The 17,750-nt window shown below is 66.8% G+C and carries 12 protein-coding genes, 1 tRNA gene and 1 pseudogene; 7 read left to right on the top strand and 7 right to left on the bottom strand.

Annotation, left to right across the window (positions count from 1 at the left end; translation table 11 throughout):
* Window positions 1-83 precede the first annotated feature (83 nt).
* Entirely contained in the window at window positions 84-1,685 is a 1,602-nt protein-coding gene (locus AC2D9U_RS04390) for a hypothetical protein (protein ID WP_484746811.1), read from the top strand.
* An 89-nt stretch (window positions 1,686-1,774) separates the two neighbouring features.
* On the opposite strand, the gene AC2D9U_RS04385 is transcribed toward AC2D9U_RS04390, so the two are convergent.
* From AC2D9U_RS04385 to AC2D9U_RS04370, 4 genes and pseudogenes are all read right to left on the bottom strand, one after another.
* Window positions 1,775-4,996, bottom strand: a complete 3,222-nt coding sequence (locus AC2D9U_RS04385) for a hypothetical protein (RefSeq protein ID WP_484746809.1) — start codon at window positions 4,994-4,996, stop codon at window positions 1,775-1,777.
* Window positions 4,993-6,978, bottom strand: a complete 1,986-nt coding sequence (locus AC2D9U_RS04380) for a hypothetical protein (RefSeq protein ID WP_484746807.1) — start codon at window positions 6,976-6,978, stop codon at window positions 4,993-4,995. The genes AC2D9U_RS04385 and AC2D9U_RS04380 overlap by 4 nt, the downstream gene beginning before the upstream one ends.
* On the bottom strand, window positions 6,975-8,294 hold the full coding sequence (locus AC2D9U_RS04375) for a DUF6361 family protein (protein WP_484746806.1): 1,320 nt from the start codon (window positions 8,292-8,294) through the stop codon (window positions 6,975-6,977). The genes AC2D9U_RS04380 and AC2D9U_RS04375 overlap by 4 nt, the downstream gene beginning before the upstream one ends.
* A gap of 263 nt (window positions 8,295-8,557) precedes the next feature.
* Window positions 8,558-9,915 (bottom strand): annotated as a pseudogene (locus AC2D9U_RS04370) (IS3 family transposase).
* On the opposite strand from AC2D9U_RS04370, the gene AC2D9U_RS04365 reads away from it, so the two are divergent.
* From AC2D9U_RS04365 to AC2D9U_RS04355, 3 genes are read left to right on the top strand one after another with little or no spacing between them, the layout of a single operon-like run.
* Entirely contained in the window at window positions 9,829-10,284 is a 456-nt protein-coding gene (locus AC2D9U_RS04365; protein WP_484746804.1) for a DUF2924 domain-containing protein, read from the top strand. The pseudogene AC2D9U_RS04370 and the gene AC2D9U_RS04365 sit on opposite strands and share 87 nt — an antisense overlap.
* Window positions 10,281-11,609 (top strand): recombinase family protein, encoded by a 1,329-nt coding sequence (locus AC2D9U_RS04360; protein WP_484746803.1) that lies wholly within the window; start codon window positions 10,281-10,283, stop codon window positions 11,607-11,609. The genes AC2D9U_RS04365 and AC2D9U_RS04360 overlap by 4 nt, the downstream gene beginning before the upstream one ends.
* Complete coding sequence (locus AC2D9U_RS04355; RefSeq protein WP_484746801.1) at window positions 11,606-11,953, top strand: hypothetical protein; 348 nt, start codon at window positions 11,606-11,608, stop codon at window positions 11,951-11,953. The genes AC2D9U_RS04360 and AC2D9U_RS04355 overlap by 4 nt, the downstream gene beginning before the upstream one ends.
* 37 nt (window positions 11,954-11,990) lie before the next feature.
* Here the strand turns inward: AC2D9U_RS04355 and AC2D9U_RS04350 are convergent, their stop codons facing one another.
* Window positions 11,991-15,344: an AAA domain-containing protein gene (locus AC2D9U_RS04350; protein ID WP_484746799.1), complete on the bottom strand. Its 3,354-nt coding sequence runs from the start codon at window positions 15,342-15,344 to the stop codon at window positions 11,991-11,993.
* A 17-nt stretch (window positions 15,345-15,361) separates the two neighbouring features.
* Complete coding sequence (locus AC2D9U_RS04345) at window positions 15,362-15,514, bottom strand: hypothetical protein (RefSeq protein WP_484746798.1); 153 nt, start codon at window positions 15,512-15,514, stop codon at window positions 15,362-15,364.
* 92 nt (window positions 15,515-15,606) lie between these two features.
* On the opposite strand from AC2D9U_RS04345, the gene AC2D9U_RS04340 reads away from it, so the two are divergent.
* A complete protein-coding gene (locus tag AC2D9U_RS04340; RefSeq protein WP_484746797.1) occupies window positions 15,607-15,816 on the top strand; it encodes a hypothetical protein in 210 nt (69 codons plus the stop codon).
* 15 nt (window positions 15,817-15,831) lie between these two features.
* Window positions 15,832-16,221, top strand: coding sequence for a HEPN domain-containing protein (locus AC2D9U_RS04335; RefSeq protein ID WP_484746795.1), 390 nt, complete (start codon window positions 15,832-15,834; stop codon window positions 16,219-16,221).
* A 270-nt stretch (window positions 16,222-16,491) separates the two neighbouring features.
* Here the strand turns inward: AC2D9U_RS04335 and AC2D9U_RS04330 are convergent.
* Window positions 16,492-16,567 (bottom strand) — tRNA-Glu (locus AC2D9U_RS04330).
* A gap of 137 nt (window positions 16,568-16,704) precedes the next feature.
* On the opposite strand from AC2D9U_RS04330, the gene AC2D9U_RS04325 reads away from it, so the two are divergent.
* Entirely contained in the window at window positions 16,705-17,685 is a 981-nt protein-coding gene (locus AC2D9U_RS04325; protein WP_484746793.1) for a hydroxyacid dehydrogenase, read from the top strand.
* Window positions 17,686-17,750 lie beyond the last annotated feature (65 nt).

The raw sequence follows: 17,750 nt of genomic DNA, 5'->3' as shown, positions 1-17,750 counted from the left end.
CCGGGGCGGAGAAACGAAGCGCCGACCGAGCAATCAGTGCTCGCCAACACGTCAGTCAGGAGGACACAGCCATGAGCGGGCCAATGGCCGAGGCGCTAGCGCCGCTCCGTGCGCGCTTTGGCCGCGCGATTCGGGAGCGCGAAGTGCTGCGGATCACCGCCCACATTGGAGCGTCCAATGCACAGGCCGCCCTTGAGCGCGCACGCCGTGAGGTGCTCGCCTGGGCGCAGCGGCGCTGCGGCGGTAACCTGCCGAAGCGGGCGTGGGAGGGTGAGAAGTTCGACTACATCTCCGCCGGGCGCACCACGCTCGGGGTTCGTCTGACCCATGAGGCCGTCGACCTCTGGGCGCTACGCGGCGACGATCCCGACAAGACCGTGCCAGGTCGCATCTGGACCACCGAGGTGGCGATTGGGTGGCACCGAGGGAAGACTCCGCACTTCAGCCTGCGGCTTCTGGTTGCCTCGCCGGAGGAGGACCCAGCTTTCGACCCCGCCGTTCCGGGCCTCATCCGCCAGATCGCCAAGGAGTGCGGCCTGGCGGCAGGTGGCTTCGCGATCACGGACGCGCCGCTGCGGATTCAGTCCGACAATGACGTTGAGGAGCTGATCGCCCTTATTGAGGCGCCAGATCGGCGGCTGCCGGTCATAGTTGCCGCTGGTGACGAGCGGGCCGCCAATCCGGACGCCCCGCAAATCAATGCGGACGAGTTGGCGCGAGTGATGACCGGACTCGCTCATGTCGCCATAGTCCCCGCACGCTTCACGTACGCTCTGTCCGATGCGTTCGGCAAGCAGCGATCCTGCTACCACGGGGCGGTCCGCGCCTACCGGCCAGGCTTTGACTCCTCCGCCGACCCGTACGACCACCCGCTCGTCCTTGGCGAGCAGGTCAGGCGCGATCCAGGCGCGACTCTGGCAGAACTTCGGGGTTTCGCAGCCAGGGAGAGCTTGCGGCGTGTCCGGCTTGGAACGGACGTCCTCGCCTTTGCCGCGGTGCGCAGTGCCGCCCTCCAGATCGAGCAGGAGGTCAAGGCGCCCTCACGGACGAGTGCAGCCGACCGGCTCGACGATGCGCTGGCGCGCGTTAAAGCTCTCGAGGCGGAACTGGAGGAGTCCCAGGGGGAAGCTGAGCAGAACGCCGAGCTCGCCCATGCGGAGGAAGAGCGGGCAAAGCTTGCTGAGACGCAGCTGTATTACTCGCGCGAGCGAATCCGCCAGCTTGAGGCGCAGGTCGCACGCCGTGGACACGACCCAGACACAGAGGTCAGCGTCCCGGAGAGTTGGGACGAGTTTGCTGAATGGTGCGATCAACAGCTCATCGGCCGCCTCGTGCTCGCGCCCGCCGCACGAAAGGGGATCAAGAAGCCCGACTTCGAGGACATCGCTCTTGCAGCGCGCTGTCTGCTGTGGCTCTCGAGCGACTGCCGCGATCGCCGAATGAACGGCGGCGGGAGCCTTGCCAATGTTCCGATCGAACAGGCAATTGAGAACGCTCCTTGCGGAGCGGACACTTTTCGCTTCGACTTCCAAGGCCGTCGCCTGGATGCCGATTGGCATATCAAGAACGGCGGCAACACTCGCGAGCCCCGCCGATGTCTCCGCATCTACTATGCCTGGGATGAATCCACGCAGCAGATCGTCGTCGCGGATATGCCTGCGCACCGCAGAACCGGCGCTACCTGATCGTCGTAGTTCCAAGGAAAGCCGCCTTACCCCAGAACTGCGCGTCCACGATCGATGGGCGCCGATCGGAGCCAAGCGGGTCAAGGGCATCAGCCACCTGCATGTAGCTCCTCGCGAATCGAATCTGTGCCGGCTGTCCGGACGTGATTGCCGACCGCGGTGTCGCTCGCACGAGCCGCGGGGTCTGTGGCAACTGGCCCTTCCCGTAGCCTCCCGGCCGAGAGGTCAACTGCAAGAGCACGTAGGTCCGTCGAGCCGAGCGATCCGCTGAGTTGGTCAGCGAGCGCCTCGCGGACCGAATGCGGCTGACCCATTGCGAGCCGGTAGATGTCGAGCCGATCGCGGAGGCGCGCGATCCGCTGCTCCTGCTCGCTGAGGCGAGGCGCCAGGGCGACCCTGCGCAGCTGCGCGCCTGGATAGACCCACCAAGGAGCCAATCCGCTTGCCCCGGCCGCCCTGCCCGCGTAGTCGCGGTCCACGCGGGCCGACAGCTCCAACCAGGGGCTCCTATGCGGCTTGCACGCAATGAGCGCCGCCGCACCCAGGTCGGCTGCTATCGCGCGGCGCACGGACAAGCCCGCATGGCGGTCAATCCGCCCCTCCCTCTGCTCCAGCGCTAGCGGGTCTGGCGGCGGATCCCAGTGAATGACTGTTTGGCACCAAAGGTGCAGGTCCAGCCCCTCCTGACCCACAGCAGTCGTCGTCAGCACATGCGGCCAGAATGGCCCGTTAAACGCGACGCGGAGCGTGTCGGGACGCGGTGGCCCCTCACCTGCGTCTGCAGCATCGGCGTCGTGCCCTGTCAGTGCGAGGGCAACATGGGCGCGCTGTTGCCGAGACTCGGCGCGCTTTCCTCGGCGGTTTCCGCGAAGCTGCAGCGAGCCAGCATGTACGCGGAATACTCGCGCAAGCTGGTCGATCGTGGAACGGCCACGGCGCGATGGATCCACGACGCCGACCCGCAGCCAAGTGAAGATCGTCTCATCGAGCGTAGATTCGAGATTCCCGTCCAAGATGGCATCAAGCAGCGCTTCGTGCGCCGGCAAGAGGGTTCCCCGACGAGCTGACCGCCCGTGCTGCCGCCTCACCTGCCGCCTGCGCGGACCGGCGAGCGTCTCCTCGAAATGCTGGTGCGCTAGGTATGTTCGTAGCTGCCTATGCACCACCTCGCAGAGACGCCCGTATGGTGTCTCCGGCTTAGCGGCATCCCCTTCGAGCGCCTCCCGATCGAAACGTCGCAGTGTCCGCCCGAGCACCACGCCAGGTCCCGCCGCCATGAGCTTCGCCACCTCTTCGATGGTGCCCTTGCTCACCGGTGTCAGCGCGCCCCCAGGCTTTGGTAGCTGGTCCAGTTGTCGGAGCACCTCGGGCAGCGACGCGCCGCGCTTGCTCGAACAGAAGCCTCGCTCATGCGTTAGGAGACGAGCCGCCGCCCGTCGGGCTACCGCCAGCATGCCCGCCCGCGTCCGACTAGCCGTGGCCGGATCAAATGCAATGATCAACTCGCGCCAGGGGTGGAACAGCGCCGATAGGACCGAATTGCCGCTCCGCCCTTTTGCTTCGCGGAAGCCTTGGCGCGGCACACGAACGACGTTTGACCAAGCAGACTTCTGGGGCCCGTGACGGCGTTCCGTCTCTCTGCTCACAAGCGCAGCGATTGCCGCTGGCGACGCACGGAACTGGGCGAAGACGAGCGCCTTGGAAGCATCTGCCGCATCGGCCCATGCGCCTTCGAGAGGCCACCAAGGCAGCGAGGGCGGAAGCCACGGAAGCCGCAGCCCCAGCGAGGTGCAGACTGCACCTGGATCTGGCGAGGTGGTTCCGATCAATCGTCGCAGCTTCGGGTGCTGCACGGCCTGATGCTGAGCGCGTGGGGGCAGATCTGGTCTCGGAGGTTGTAGAGACGGGACCCCGCGCACCCCGCCTCCGACCGAGCGCTCCAGGGCTCTGCCCGCGACGTAGGTCGAAGGCAGTGTAGCAACAGGGTACGGGACAGAGAGCCACAGAGGTGTGACTTGGCTAAGCGCAATTGCACGCATCGCTCGCTCACGTTTGCCCCGCAGTCCACGCAGGCGACCGGCGAAATCGTCGAAGACGCGCAGATCGTCGACTGCAAGCTCGGCCAGCGAGTCCATTGTACACCCTGAGCCGCTCCGCCCCAGATCCAGGGCCGGATCGTCTTTGCGTTCGGTCCTTTCCATGACAGGCCGCAGGACGGCCTCGACACGCTGTTTCGCCTCGGCGACACGCTCGCGCCAGGAAGCAGTGCGTTCCGGGGAGGCCGCCGGGTCGAAGCCGCGCAGCAGCGCCGCATGGTCCTGCAGTGCCAGGCGCAACTCGTTCGCTCTCGCCTCGCCGCGCGCAGGGCCGTGCAAGAACCGCGCGAGGCCGACGACGGGGGGCTCCGACTGATTCCGGTGCTCTTCGAACGGCGTTGCTGAGAGGAGCAGCACCCCTGTACCCGAACCCGCGTCGATGATTCGCGGCGCAATCCCCGCGCCCTGCTTCATCAGCCATGCGTACTTCTGGAACTCATCCAGGACGACGAGGTCCGGACGCACCTCGTGTCGCGCCAGTGCCGCGCAGCAGAGCGCCTCGCGTAGCCCATCAATAAGGATGCGCTTACGATGCTTGTGCTCGCGCGGGTCGGAGTTTCGCAGAGCTCTCCAGGCTTTCACCCACTCGCGAAAGTCACCAGAGCTGTGCCTCGTTCCGAGACGTCCACACAGCGCGGATGCGAAGGCGCGCGTCATACCCCGCCGGATCGCTAGCGAACCAAACGTCCGCCTGAGTTCACGGAGCTGCTCCGCGATCAGATGACGAAGACCGGACGTGCCGAGCACTTCGTCGCGGACTTCGCCCCGCAACACACCAGGAAACGTGGCCGCCGCCATGGCCAATGCAAGCGCTCGTTCCTTCCTCGTGCCGCCATGACTGCGAGATCCCGGAAGGCTTGTGAGTGGTGACAGCACGAAAAGGCGCACGTCGGCAGGGCCGGGCTGCCAAGTCGCAGCAAGCCCGAGCCGGTCTCTCTTGAAGCGGGCGATCGTCATCCCTGCAGCACTGAGCTTGGCCAGGGAGTCGCCGTTCTGGGTTGTAAGACCGAGAGAGTTGGCGAAGTAGAATACTGTCAGCCCAGTCTTCTGGCCTCCTGACCGCTGCGCCAGCCGCCGAATGATCTCCCTGGCGACCACTGTCTTGCCCAGCCCCACCTCGTCGGCAACGAGGAAGCGTCGCGGACCGTCCGTCGAGCTCAGAATTCCGCAGGCAGCCCGCACGGTCGCTTCTTGGAATGGCATAAGGCGGGTCACGCGGCCGTCCCGTCTTCGCGTGGCGTGAAGGCGCTAGCGACGATCCGCCAGAGGGAGCGAAGCCGGTCAAGCGCCTTGCGGTGATCTTCCGAAAGCGAGGTGTCGGCCTCAGAGGCATCGAGGATGGCTGAAATCCGCTCCGTCATGGCCGAACTCCATGCCTCAGGGCGTCGCGCTCGGAGCCGAAGCAGTCCTTCTAGGTGGAGGCCCATTTCGACGGCCTCCAGAGTGTCGGGCCGGATGCCTGCGCCCGCCACGTACCAGGTCCTTCCGCCGCTCCCGCCTTCTGCCGTGAGCTCCGCAGCGATCAAGGCGTGAAGTTCGTCAAGCGACATCAGTCGGGCGGCGAGCGCTGCGTCGCGGTCGTCGCGCCAGTCATCGGTAGGGTCGAGAGCTAGAGGGATCACCTGTGCCCAGGAGACCGCCTGCCCAGACGCGGCTTCTTCGAGGCGAAAGAGCACGAGTTCTGTCCATTCGTCCTGCCGCAGCCTCTCAGCAAGCAGCACCACGCTGGTCGCAGGCGGCCAGGGGCGATTGTCGGCCGGCCGCGACTGGAGCGCCACATGGAGTGCGAAGCCGGAGGGAACCTCTGGCGGCTTCGCTGCCCATATTTCAAGACCGCCCGAGTTGATTCGAAGCTGTGCATTGAATCCGCCGAGCACCGTCTTGCGGGCCGCCTCGAGCCGCTCGGCAATCCTCGCCTGTTCGACCTCGGCTTCGCTCAGGCGCGGCGGCTCGTTGTAGCTGTCGGTGAGTGAACGAAGGGCGCCGTCGATGGCGTCGGCGATAGCCGGTGCGATCCGCAGCCGCAGAGCGACTTCCATGTTCGTGTTGCCGCCTGCACCGACCTGCACCAGACCCCGTCGAGTCAGGTTGGGACTGCCCATAACAAGTGTCGCCTTCGCTCGTCCCAAGGGGCGCGAAAGCAGGATCTTGGCGTGTAGACCGCGCCCGACATGACCCTCATCGCGCGGCTCACCGTCCACGGCCGGCGTATCCTCGTCGGCACTTGGCCAGTCGGCGGCAGTCTCGAAGTCCGGCTCGCGGCCTAGAGCGAGTAGTTCCGAGCCTACGACTGCATCCGCCGGAAGAGTGGCGAGCTGCTCCGCAGAGGAGACGACCGTCAACCGGTCGCCGGGGACACCGCGACGCCAAGCTGCGAGCCGCTCGAGCCCCTTCGCGTCCACGAAGGGGGCCGCGAAGATGATTGAGCGTCTCGCCTCGTGCGCAGCCGGCGGCCCGGTCACATCGCTCCATATATTTGTGCCGTCGCTCGCTGCCGCCGCCACCACTTCGACGCCTGGCGGAGCCTCCCACTCCACCTCGCGCTCAAGACTTCGGCACAGTGCCGCGAAAGGGTCGGCCTGAACGGGATAGCGGCCAACTCGTCTGACTTCGGGGAACAGCGTCCTTGGCACGCGCCCTGCAACGGGGCGGAGCACCGCCGAGAGCGTGTCGCCGAGGCCGGTCACCGTGCCACCGCCCCCCGAGTCGTCCGATCGACGACGCCCGACGAGCATAACTCCCGTGTCCAGGTCGAGGCTGCGCGTCAGGTTGCGACTGCCAATCCAGAGGCGCCAGAGGTCTGCATGCACGCGCGTACCGGCCGGGCGGTAGCCCGCGAGCACGAGCTTGGCGTGCCAGCTGTGCCGTCGCTCGTCGAACGCCTGCTCAGCAAGGCAGCGATCCAGAGCGGCGAGGACGCGGGCACGGCCGCGTGTCTGTGGCACAGTAGTCCGCCCTCGCTGCGACACGACGACCACCTGCTTGGCCAGACGCAAGATTGCGCGCTGGGTAGCGCGTATACTCGCGCTCTCTTCGGAGCGGCCATGGCCGGAGAGCGAGAGCAGCACGGCTAGCAGTGCCGTCAGATCGAGTGAGTATGTGGAGAGCGCCGCTCCGACGGCCTCCCAGCCCGGCGGTGGGCGAAGCTCTGCTGCCAGCGAGCGCTCCTCGCGCCGATGGAAGGGCTCTTTGCTCACTGGCGCTCACCGACTAGGTCGGCCAGCAACTGCTGGACGATGGGCCAACGGTAATTGAGAGGCTGCGCTTCGTCGTAGAGCTTGTGCCACTCGCCTCGCTGCTCCCGTCCTAGGGCGCGGTGAAGACGGGTCCTCCGCCCGTCCTTCTTGAGTTCGAGCTCCCTAGACGCAAAGAGGGGGCGCAAGTCCTCTGGATTGCTCCGGACGTGCAGCCACTCGCGCAACCTGCGCAGAAAGCGTCCTAGAGACGCAGGTATATCGGGTTGCGGGCCTGAGGGGTCGTCCCCAGGGAGCGGTGCTGCGAGCGCAAGTTGCAGCTCTGCGGAGCCCAGCGCGGTGACCTGCTCGAGGCGCGCCTCTGGCGTCGTGTCGATCTCGATCCCGTCCTGCTCTCGGGCGAGGCGCGCCACCAGGACATCGTATACGGCCCGCGCGGCCAACCCGAGGTGAGCCAGCCTTTCGGCGTCCGCGAGCGTCTTGCGGTCCGCCTCGGGTGCGTATCGGCGGATGGGTCCGTGCCACGGAGCTGGAGCCTTCCAAGGCTTGGCTGCGTTGGCATGCGCGGCTAGGGCGCCAAGGAACGATGATCCGGCACCGATTGGGGAGGTCAGGTGCTGGAGCAGAAGGTCACGCTCCCAGGGCTGAATCTCGAGCGTGAGCGGTTGCCGAAGATCGCCGACGTTGCGGAGTGATGCCTCGCGGACCCCGTCGCGCCAACGTTCCTCCAGTGCAGCCGCGAAGAGAGGGCGACCCTCTTCAAACTCCGCGTGGAGGCCAGCGTGGCGGCGTCGGTACAAATCCCAACGTGAATGCGCGACGCTCCTGGACGGGCGCCTTCCTGTCGCGGGGTCGGTCGCCAGCAGCCCCCAATGCGCGAGCGCCGTCCAGTACGACATGCTCGGTAGCACTTGCGGCGGCCTGGCCCGGACGATGGTGCGCCCGATGATGCCGCGAGGGTTGTCGCCTTCGCGCAGGCCGGCGAGCAGCTGCAGCGCGGTGATCTGCTCGAGGCGGGGTAGCTCAAGGTCGATCGATACGTCGCGGCGCCGGAGACTCTCGTATGCCGCGGCGACCAAAAGCACGTACCGCAGCCTGGTCATCTGCGTCGATGTGCCGGGGAAAAAGCGATCCGCGTAGAGGGTGTGCAGGGCATTCAGCCCAAGCGGATCGCGCATGCCTCGCAGTTCGGGCTCAAGCAGCTGCTGGGCCTGCACGAGGTCGTCGCGGGTAAGGGCTGTCCAGCCGATCCATGGAGCGGCTGGACCTCGGGAGTCGCTCCGCGCCGCCGTCGATCGGGGCCGGGCTTTGGCCTTCATCGGTGCGCAGGCCCGAGAGCGGACAAGCAAACGTCGAATTGGATAGGGCGAGCCGCGCGATGCCCCGGATGCGGGGTTTCAGAAGGAGCACCAGGCGGAGGACCCGGAATAGGGCCTCGGACTTGGAAGTTCGGACACATAGTTGGAGCATATCGTTATTTTGCCACGCTCCGACATATCTTGATGGGCCTGTCCGTCGTCGATTGCTTTGAGACAGCGGGCGCCGTTGGTTAGCGGAGGGTCTGGCCCATCGGCTTGCGAGGTTAGGCGGCGAGTTGCTGGTGGATCAAGCGTCGCTGCTGGATGGTCTGGCGCTTGATGCGTTCGCGTTCGAGCAGGATGGTCTGGCCGCGGCCGAAATAGACGTCGGCCGGGGTGAGGTTGCGCAGGCTCTCGTGGCAGCGCCGATGGTTGTAGTGAGCGACGAAGGCTTCGATCTGTGCCTCAAGATCGCCGGGCAGGTAGTAATTCTCCAGCAGAATGCGGTTCTTGAGTGTCTGGTGCCACCGTTCGATCTTGCCCTGTGTCTGGGGATGGCAGGGCGCGCCGCGGACATGGTCCATGGCCTGTTTGTCGAGCCACTGCGCCAACTCGCCGGCGATGTAGCAAGGCCCGTTGTCGGAGAGCAGGCGCGGTCGGTGGCGCACACGGGCCTTGGTGCAGCCTGAGGCGGCCAGCGCCCGGTCGAGCGTGTCGGTGACGTCGCTGGCGGCCATGGTGGTGCACAGCTTCCAGGCGATCACGTAGCGGGAGAAATCGTCGAGCACGGTGGAGAGGTAGAACCAGCCCCAGCCGATGACCTTGAGGTAGGTGAAATCGGTCTGCCACAGCTGGTTGGGCGCGGTGGTCTTGGTGTGGAATTCCTAGGCCGCCTTGACCACGATGTAGGCTGGGCTGGCGATCAGGTCATGCGCCTTGAGCAGGCGATAGACCGAAGCCTCGGAGACGAAATAGCGGGCCTCGTCAGTGAAGCGGACGGCGAGTTCACGCGGCGAGAGTTCGGGCTCGGCCAGGGCGAGGTCGATGATCTGCCCGCGCTTGTCCTCGGCGATGCGGTTCCAGACGCGATCTGCGCGCGAAGGCCGGTCAGCCAGGGCTTCTGGGCCGCCACGCTGGTGGCGGTCATACCAGCGATAGAAGGTGGCTGGCGGGATGCCCAACTGGCGCAGCGTGCGCCGCGCGGGCAAGTGAGACTGCTCGACCAGACGGATGATCTCGAGCTTCTCGGCGGCGGGGTATCTCATATGCGGTCGTCCCCAGCCGCGATCATGCTTTTTTTGAGCGGGCGCAACTCAAGCGCCTGTTCGGCGACGACCTCTTTCAGGGCACGGGCTTCGAGGCGGAGCGCCTGGACCTCGTCGGTGGTCGCGGCGCGCGCCGTATCGCCGGCCAGGCGGCGCTTGCCGGCTTCGAGGAATTCCTTGGACCAGGCGTAGTACAGGCTCTCGGCGATGGCTTCGCGGCGGCACAGGGCTGCGATGCTCTCCTCGCCGCGCAGTCCTTCGAGGACGATGCGGATCTTGTCCTCGGCCGAATGGTGCTTGCGGGTCGCGCGGCGAATGTCGCGTACCAGCTTCTCGGCGGGCGGCTTGGCGGCGGGGGCGGAGGATTTCTGGCTCATCTTCACTCTCCTGGGGGTTACGATGAGCCAGAAATCCTCCGCTACTCAACCACGCCTGCCTGTCTCAAGGGTGCTGACGTCGGACACGGCGGCCTGAAGCGCGAGACGCTGGAGCGCCTCGAGGCGCTGGGCGAGCAGTTCGACGGGCGGAGCATCACGCTGCGCCGCATCCGCCATGACCAGCGTCCGATCGCGGGCACGCGGCTGATCCGCGAGTACCAGGGCGTCGAGCACGTCGTCACCGTCACCCGCGACGACTACAGCTACCAGGGCCGCCCCTATCAGTCGCTCTCCGCCATCGCGCGCGCCATCACCGGCACGCGCTGGAACGGCTGGGTCTTCTTCGGCCTGCGGAAGCCCGGCGCATGAGCCGCCGCGATGCCGCCATGCCGGCGAAGCTCCGAAAGCTCCGTTGCGCCGTCTACACGCGGAAGTCCACCGACGAGGGGCTGGAGAAGGAGTTCAACTCGCTCGAGGCGCAGCGCGCGGCGTGTGAGGCCTATATCGCCTCGCAGCGCTCCGAGGGCTGGGTTCTGGTGCACGACCGCTATGACGATGGCGGCGTATCGGGCGGCACCCTCGACCGTCCCGCGCTTAAGCGCCTGCTGGCCGACATCGAGTCCGGCCTCGTCGATGTCGTGGTGGTCTACAAGGTCGATCGGCTGTCGCGGTCGCTGATGGACTTCGCAAAACTGGTCGAGATCTTCGAAGCGCACGACGTTACCTTCGTGGCCATCACGCAGTCGCTGAACACCACCACGAGTATGGGCAGGCTGACGCTGAACATGCTGCTGAGCTTCGCGCAGTATGAGCGCGAGCTGATCGGCGAGCGGGTTCGCGACAAGATTGCCGCCTCGCGCGCGCGAGGGATGTGGATGGGCGGGCCGGTGCCGCTCGGCTACCGCGTCGAGAACCGCAAGCTGCTGGTCGACGAGGCAGGTGCGGCGACAGTCCGCCGTGTGTTCGAGGGGTTCGCCGAGATTCGCTCCGGCACTCGCCTGCTTCCGATCCTGCTGGCGGAAGGGCACGTCACGAAGACAGGCCGGCCCTTCGACAAGAGCGCGCTCTACAAGCTGCTGGTGAACCGGGTCTACATCGGCGAGGCCGTGCACAAGGGGACGGCCTACCCCGGCGAGCATGACGCCATCATCCCGCGGGACCTATGGGATCGCGTTCACGGCATCCTCACCGAGAGCCCCCGGGTCCGCGCGGCGCAGGCGCGCCAGCGGGCGCCGGCGCTGCTGCGGGGCCTGCTGTTCGGCCCGGACGGGCGGGCCATGTCGCCTAGCCACACCCGGAAGAAAGGCCGGCTCTACCGCTACTACGTCAGCCAGGCCGTGCTGCAGGGCGGGGCGAACGACGCGCTCCACCGACGCCTTCCGGCCGGCGAGATCGAGGGGCTGGTGATGGCGCAGGTCCGCGCCCTTCTGCGCCAGCCGGAGGTGGTGGTCGGCACTTGGCGCGCGGCGCGGCTGGAGGACCCCGGCATCACGGAGGCCGAGGTCCGCGAGGCGTTGGGCCGGCTCGATCCGCTCTGGGACGAGATGTTCCCCGCCGAGCAGGAGCGAATTGTCGGGCTGCTGGTGGAGCGCGTCACGGTCGGCGAGGCCGGGGCCGAGATCCGGTTCAACCTGGAAGGGCTTTCCGGGCTGGCGCGGGACCTGGCGGCGAAGCGGGAGGCGTTGGCGGCATGAGCAGCATGACGGTGGTCGTGCCGATGGCGATCCGGCGCCGCGGCGGGCGGAAGCGGATCATCGGGCCGGATGGGGCACCAGTTCGCGCCAGCGGCGACGCGGGCGAGACGCAGGGCGATCCGGCGCTGGTGAAGGCGCTCGCACGGGCCTTCCGGTGGCGACGGATGCTGGAGGAGGGACGGTATGCCTCGATTCGCGAACTCGCCGCGAAGGAGGCAGTGGACCGCGCCTATGTCGGCCGACGGTTGCGCCTAACGCTGCTGCCTCCTGAGATGGTGGAAGCGATCTTGGATGGACGGCAGTCTCCCGCGCTCAGCCTTTCTGATCTCCTCCGGCCGACGTAGGCGCAGTGGGGCGGCAGCAGGAGCGGTACGATTACCATCAGGATCGCTTCCGAAGCCATTCCTCGACATCGCGCACGCAGCGCTGGAGATCGTCGCGGATCTCGTAGACCCAGAACCGCCGAACGTCGTACCCGAGCTCAAAGAGTCTTTGATTCCGGATTTGGTCTCGCCGACAAAGCTCGCCGGTCCAATTCCGGTGATAGCGTTCGCCATCCACCTCGATGGCCAGCCTCCGGTCGCCAGCGACCACGAGGAAATCCAGCACATACTTCTCGACAGGGTACTGCGGTACCGGGCGAATCCCCGCGGCGAACAGCGCGCTGTAGAAGACGCGCTCCCAATCGGAAACGAGCTCCGGCCTCGCAACCGGCGGATACTCTGGTCCTACCGCTGCTAGCCTTGCCTCGATGTCATCGCCGCTAATGACGCCGAGGGAAGCCGTGTACTGGGCGAATCGCGAGAGGTAGCCGACATCGCTCCTCATGCACGCGGCGCGGTCCCCGACGACGATGAGCTGCGCCCTCGCCCGGGTGATCGCCACGTTGAACAAGTTTGGATTGCTTCGCAGGAACCCGAGCGCGCCATCCGGCGTGTTCGAAGAGACTACCGACGAGAACACCATGACGTCGCGTTCGTCGCCTTGGAATTTGTGCACCGTATCGGCCAGGAACTCCGCTCGCAGGAGCGCGGTCGAGAGCGCCTCGTCAGCATTGACCGCCTCAGTGATGGCGTTGGCCTGGGCCCGGAACGGCGTGACTACACCGACGGTCCCTGCGTATCCCTTCGACAACATCAGATCGCGCAACGTGTCGACCACGGCGCGAGCCTCGACCATGTTCACGGCACCACCGGTCGCGGGCCTCCCGGCGTGCCCCTGGACATCGATCCACGTGACGCCAGGCTCCCCCTTGCTTGGCGTCTTGAGATGATCGTACCGCGTAGCGACACGCAGCCGCTGCTCGTAGAATTCCCTGTTGGAGAAGCCAATGATGTCCGCGTGGGAGCGGTGGTGGTCGACAAGGGTCACGATATCTTCGGCGGCGACCTGCGTCGCGCCGAGCGCGAACAGCGACTGGTGCGCGTAGGCCCATTCAGCAAAGTCAGGAAACAGGCCGTGCTTCTCCATGAGCGCGTGGTCCTGCCCACGCTGCAATCCGCTGATGTGCGAAAGCTGCTTGGCATCGCCTATCACGACGACGGACTTCGCTCGATAGAGCAGCGGCAGGGCGGAGGCGATGTCGCACTGGCTGGCCTCGTCGAACACGACGATGTCGAACAAGCCCGGATCGAACTCGATCCTGCCGCGCGCGGACAACGAGGTGACGGCCCAGCACGGAAGCAGCGGCGCGACCTCCCGCAACAGGCTGCGGTACTCGGCCCAGGCACTTCTCGACAGCTCTCCATCGGTGCCGGCCTCGATCACCATCTTCAGCACAGCGGAGTACTTCCCGAGGCGCTGCCGCTGCGCCGGCAGCATGCGCGACGGCTGAAGCCGGAGCCATAGCTGCCAGAGCTGAAGAGAGTTCTTCGCGATCCTGTCCTGCAGTCCCGCCTGCTGTCTCGCGATCTCTTCGAGAGAGCGCGCCTGGGTGAGGCGCTGAAGAGAATCCCGGTACCGCGCTACAGCGCGCACATCTGCCACGCGGGCGCGGGCAACAGCGCAAATCTCACGCGCGTGCGCGACACCCGTTTCGCCGGCATCGACCCGGGCCTTCTCAATGCCAAGGCTGCTGATTGCGGATTCAGCCGATCTAAACGAGTCGACGAGTGCGCTCACACGGGCTTTTCGGCTGAGCGACCAGAAAATGCGCGTGAGGAACGGAGCCTTGTCCCGGTCGGCTCTGTCTGCTGCCGTGGCCAGCGAGGCGATTTGCCGTTCCATGTCCGCCGGATCGATCTCGGACGCGCGCGCAAACAAGGCGGGCGGGAGGCGACCGCGGGCGGCTTCTACCTGCTGCTCAAGAGCGTCAACCTCGTTGCGGAGCGCGACAAGGGATCGACTCGCCTCCTCAAGGTCTTGAAACTCGTGCAGCAGGCGCTCGTGGACCTGCTTGGCTTCCCCGAAATCCTCCTTCTCGGAAGCAGTCGACGAGGCCGCCAGCAGCGCGAGCACGTACTCGGCAAGCCTCGCCTGATACGCCTTCGAGCCGACACGCAGCAAAATGGGCCGCGGCCCAAGCGCGTTCACACGTGTCTCGACGACGTCCACCGCCTTGTTGTTTTTGCTCGCGAACAGGACGCGCTTGCCCATCCATGCCGCGTTGATCAGCAGGTTGGTGACGACCTGAGACTTCCCGGTACCAGGTGGTCCGGTGATCACCGTCATCGGGCGCGTCAGCGCGGCGGTCACAGCCTCACGCTGTTCCGAGTTCATCGGCAGCACTTCAAGCAAGGGCACCGGAGGCGGAGCCTCGCCTGGTGCTGCCGGTTCGTCGGGCTGCCGGAGCCAGCGGCCGAGCGCCGTCTCGCGATACCGCGTCTCGGGAAGGCGACCAAGGTCACGCAGTTCCTGCTCCAGACCCTGGGTGAACGGCGACTTCTCCGCGAGAATGAGAACGGCGCGGTTGTAGATGCCCGGCTCCACAATCTCACTGATGGGGCCCTGGGGGCCTGATAGGCCGCCGGCATCGATCGGCTCACGCCAAGGCCATTCCGGCCGCACAGACTGCAGCCGCATCGCAAGCTCATCGAGCTCGGGGAGTTCCCCCTCTCGGCCAAGGCCGAGCTCCTGCTCCAATTGCACGAGCTCGTTCATGACCGCGTCTGGCTCGGCATTCGTGAATGCCCGGAACGGCTTCTGATTGATGATCGGGAAGCTAAGGTCGAGCGTCAGGCGGCCGGTTGTCTGATCCTGCTCCACAGGGAAGAGCAGGATAGGCTCAACCATGAGCCCCTCCCAGGACGACCGACGGGAGCGGATGCGGGCGATCGATGTCGGATAACCGAAGTAAAGGCCGTAGCGCGCGCGTTCTGTGCGTTTGCGCCCCAGTAGCTGACGGGCGGCGCTGCTGTCTGCGAACGCCGTCGGGCTGCTCGGGAGCGTGGCGAGCTCAGCGTAGTCGAGATCGCCGTAGCGCGATGTCAGGAAGGTGGATACGCCCGTGTCGTCGAAGCCGAGGCATGCCAGGTAGTATCGAGCCAGCTTCGCGAGATCTGTGTTCGTGAATTGGCCAGCCTCGCTTCCGCTCGCGTCGGGCTCGTCGTGCGTCGGCCTGGCCGCAAGTTGCCAACGATAGGACGAATCCTGCTGCACGCGGTTCTTGAGGAAGCCGTAGAGCCTCTGATTGATCGCAGAGCGATCAAGGCCAAGGGCGCGCGCAAGCTCGGCCGCGCTCTGGCCCGGCTTGGCGCGCAGCGCTTCAATGATTCGCTCGTCCAGTCCTTCGGCCATTCTGCTCCGGCTGTCCCTTATGCGTAGCTGGTGCGCGGCGATGCCGGCGTGCTCGCCCCGGCGGCGAGCGCCGCGGGCGGGTTCTTGGGGCGGGTGGCCCCTGCATGACGATAGGCCTCGACCGGCGGCGCGCGCTCCTCCTCCCCAATTCTTTGCTTGCGACTTGCCATGAACCTCGCCCGGACTGCTCAACCTGCGGCAGCATACGGATTTGTGCGATCAATGGCAGCAGTCACCCAAGCAACGAGTCCAGGATAGGGCCATGAACGACCCGCCGCCGCCGCGCCCCATTTTCGAAGAACCGACCGAGGCGCTGGAGCGGGACGGGCCTGAAGAAGGTCCCCCCGGCTTCCTGCTCGGCGGCATGGCAAATGCGCCCTTTGCGACCCTCGGCGCGCAGTACCTGAAGGCAGCTGAGGTGCTCCTCGACCGGGTCGAGGCGCGCGGTGTCTGGGATTACGAGATCTCCTAACCTGTCCTGCACCTTATGCGGCACGCTCTGGAGCTGCTTCTGAAGGCGTGCCTGGTGCCCCCGCCGCATGGACATGAGCTTGATGTCCTGCTGCAGGCCCTGACGGCGCGGCTGCGGCGCGAGCACGACGCCGATCTGCCGGCCATCGCGCAGGCGCGGATCGCCGAGTTCGCTGGTTACGATCCAGCCGTAATCGCGTTCCGCTACAGCCAGGTCCGGCCCAGGCAGAGCCGCGGGTTCAGCCCGATCCCGTCCGAGGCGCATGTCGATCTACTTCACCTGCGTCGGACGATGGCGCCGATCACGCGGGGGCTGGCGGAGCTTGCGCCAGGCTTGATGGCCGGGGACGGGGCGGCTGTGAGGCAGGCCCTTGCCACGATGGGCGGCGCCGGGGCGCGCGGCTGACGGATCAACGATCCGCGGCCCGCGCTTGCTCCCCCATGCGCTTCGCCAACCGCGACCGCGTCGCGGTGTCGCAATCCGAGGATGTGCAAGGCTTTCTGGCCGGCTGCCTGATCACGCAAGTCGCCAGGTCGGGAGAAACTGGGGCCGGGGAGAGAGGCCTTTCCGCGCCGTCTCGTTTTCGACCCCGCCAGCCCCTTCGCAGGAATGGCGGGGGACCTGCGGCTCTGGGCGAACCCCACCGGCGGAGACAACAGTCGGAGTGTACGGAAGTGGCGTCCCGTACGGGATTCGAACCCGTGCTGCCAACGTGAAAGGCTGGTGTCCTAGGCCTCTAGACGAACGGGACAGTGCGAGGGCGTATGACGGCAGCGCGCGCGCCGGTCAACCCCTGGGGGATGGCACGCGCGAGCGGCAGGGGACCTCCCGTCGCGGGCGGGGACAGGCCACCATGCCGGTCTTCCTCGCGCACACGGGCCCAATGCCATGACCGAATGCTTCATCGTCCAGCCCATCCACCCGGCCGGCGTCGATCTGCTCCGCCAGGGCGGGGTCACGCCGCGATTCGCCTCGGCGCATGACCCGGCCACGGTGATCCGCGAGATCGGCGGCGCGGCGGGCGTCATCACCCGCAATGCCGGCTTCCGCCGCCCCGAGATCGAGGCCGGGACGGCGCTGCGGGTGGTCTGCAACCATGGTGTCGGGATGAACGCCATCGATGTCGCGCATGCCACGACGCTCGGCATCCCGGTGGTCAACACCCCCACCGCCAATGGCCGCTCGGTGGCCGAGCACGCCATCACCCTCATGCTCGCCCTCGCGCGCCGCGTGGTCGATGCCGATGCCGCCGTGCGCGGGGAGGATTGGCGCCTGCGCTATGAGGCGCGGATGGAGCAGATGCACGGCAAGGTGCTCGGCCTGGTCGGATTCGGCGCGATCGGGCGCATGACGGGCGCCATCGCGCGGCAGGGCTTCGGCATGCGCCTGATGGTCTTCTCGCCGGGCAGCGACGATTCGGCGCTGGCCGAAGCCGGGGCCGAGCGCGCGACCACGCTGCACGCGCTGCTCGCGGCCGCCGACGTCGTCTCCCTGCACCGGCCGCTGCGGCCCGATACGCGCCACTGCATCGATGCCGCGGCCCTTGCCTGCATGAAGCCGACGGCGCTGCTGGTGAACACCGCCCGCGCCGAGCTGATCGATGGCGATGCCCTGGCCGCCGCCCTCCATGCCGGGCGCATCGCCGGCGCTGCGCTCGATGTCTTCCGGGTCGAGCCGCCGAAGCGGGCCGAGGACCCGCTGCTCTCCACGCCGCGCACGCTGCTCGCCCCGCATATCGCCGGCGTGACCGAGGATGCGATGCGCGAGACCGCGCTCCAATGCGCGCAGCAGGTGCTGGATGTGCTGGCCGGCCGGCGGCCGCCGCATCTGGTCAACCCCGAAGCCTGGGAGGGGCGCCGCCGCGGATAGGCGTTGACGGGGCGGAGCTGGCTTGGCACTCTCGGCGTAACGCAAGACGGCGTCCTGCAATACAG

This window comes from Roseomonas sp. TF40, assembly GCF_057219975.1.
The sequence above is the reverse complement of the archived record's forward strand: the minus strand, read 5'-3'. Positions and strand labels throughout refer to the sequence as shown.

Excerpts from the sequence above, each read along its gene's own strand:
- AC2D9U_RS04345 (WP_484746798.1), bottom strand. The coding sequence starts at position 15,514 with ATGGCAAGTCGCAAGCAAAGAATTGGGGAGGAGGAGCGCGCGCCGCCG.
- AC2D9U_RS04360 (WP_484746803.1), top strand. The coding sequence starts at position 10,281 with ATGAGCCGCCGCGATGCCGCCATGCCGGCGAAGCTCCGAAAGCTCCGT.
- AC2D9U_RS04375 (WP_484746806.1), bottom strand. The coding sequence starts at position 8,294 with ATGAAGGCCAAAGCCCGGCCCCGATCGACGGCGGCGCGGAGCGACTCC.
- AC2D9U_RS04350 (WP_484746799.1), bottom strand. The coding sequence starts at position 15,344 with ATGGCCGAAGGACTGGACGAGCGAATCATTGAAGCGCTGCGCGCCAAG.
- AC2D9U_RS04355 (WP_484746801.1), top strand. The coding sequence starts at position 11,606 with ATGAGCAGCATGACGGTGGTCGTGCCGATGGCGATCCGGCGCCGCGGC.
- AC2D9U_RS04365 (WP_484746804.1), top strand. The coding sequence starts at position 9,829 with ATGGTGCTTGCGGGTCGCGCGGCGAATGTCGCGTACCAGCTTCTCGGC.
- AC2D9U_RS04335 (WP_484746795.1), top strand. The coding sequence starts at position 15,832 with ATGCGGCACGCTCTGGAGCTGCTTCTGAAGGCGTGCCTGGTGCCCCCG.
- AC2D9U_RS04340 (WP_484746797.1), top strand. The coding sequence starts at position 15,607 with ATGAACGACCCGCCGCCGCCGCGCCCCATTTTCGAAGAACCGACCGAG.
- AC2D9U_RS04390 (WP_484746811.1), top strand. The coding sequence starts at position 84 with ATGGCCGAGGCGCTAGCGCCGCTCCGTGCGCGCTTTGGCCGCGCGATT.
- AC2D9U_RS04325 (WP_484746793.1), top strand. The coding sequence starts at position 16,705 with ATGACCGAATGCTTCATCGTCCAGCCCATCCACCCGGCCGGCGTCGAT.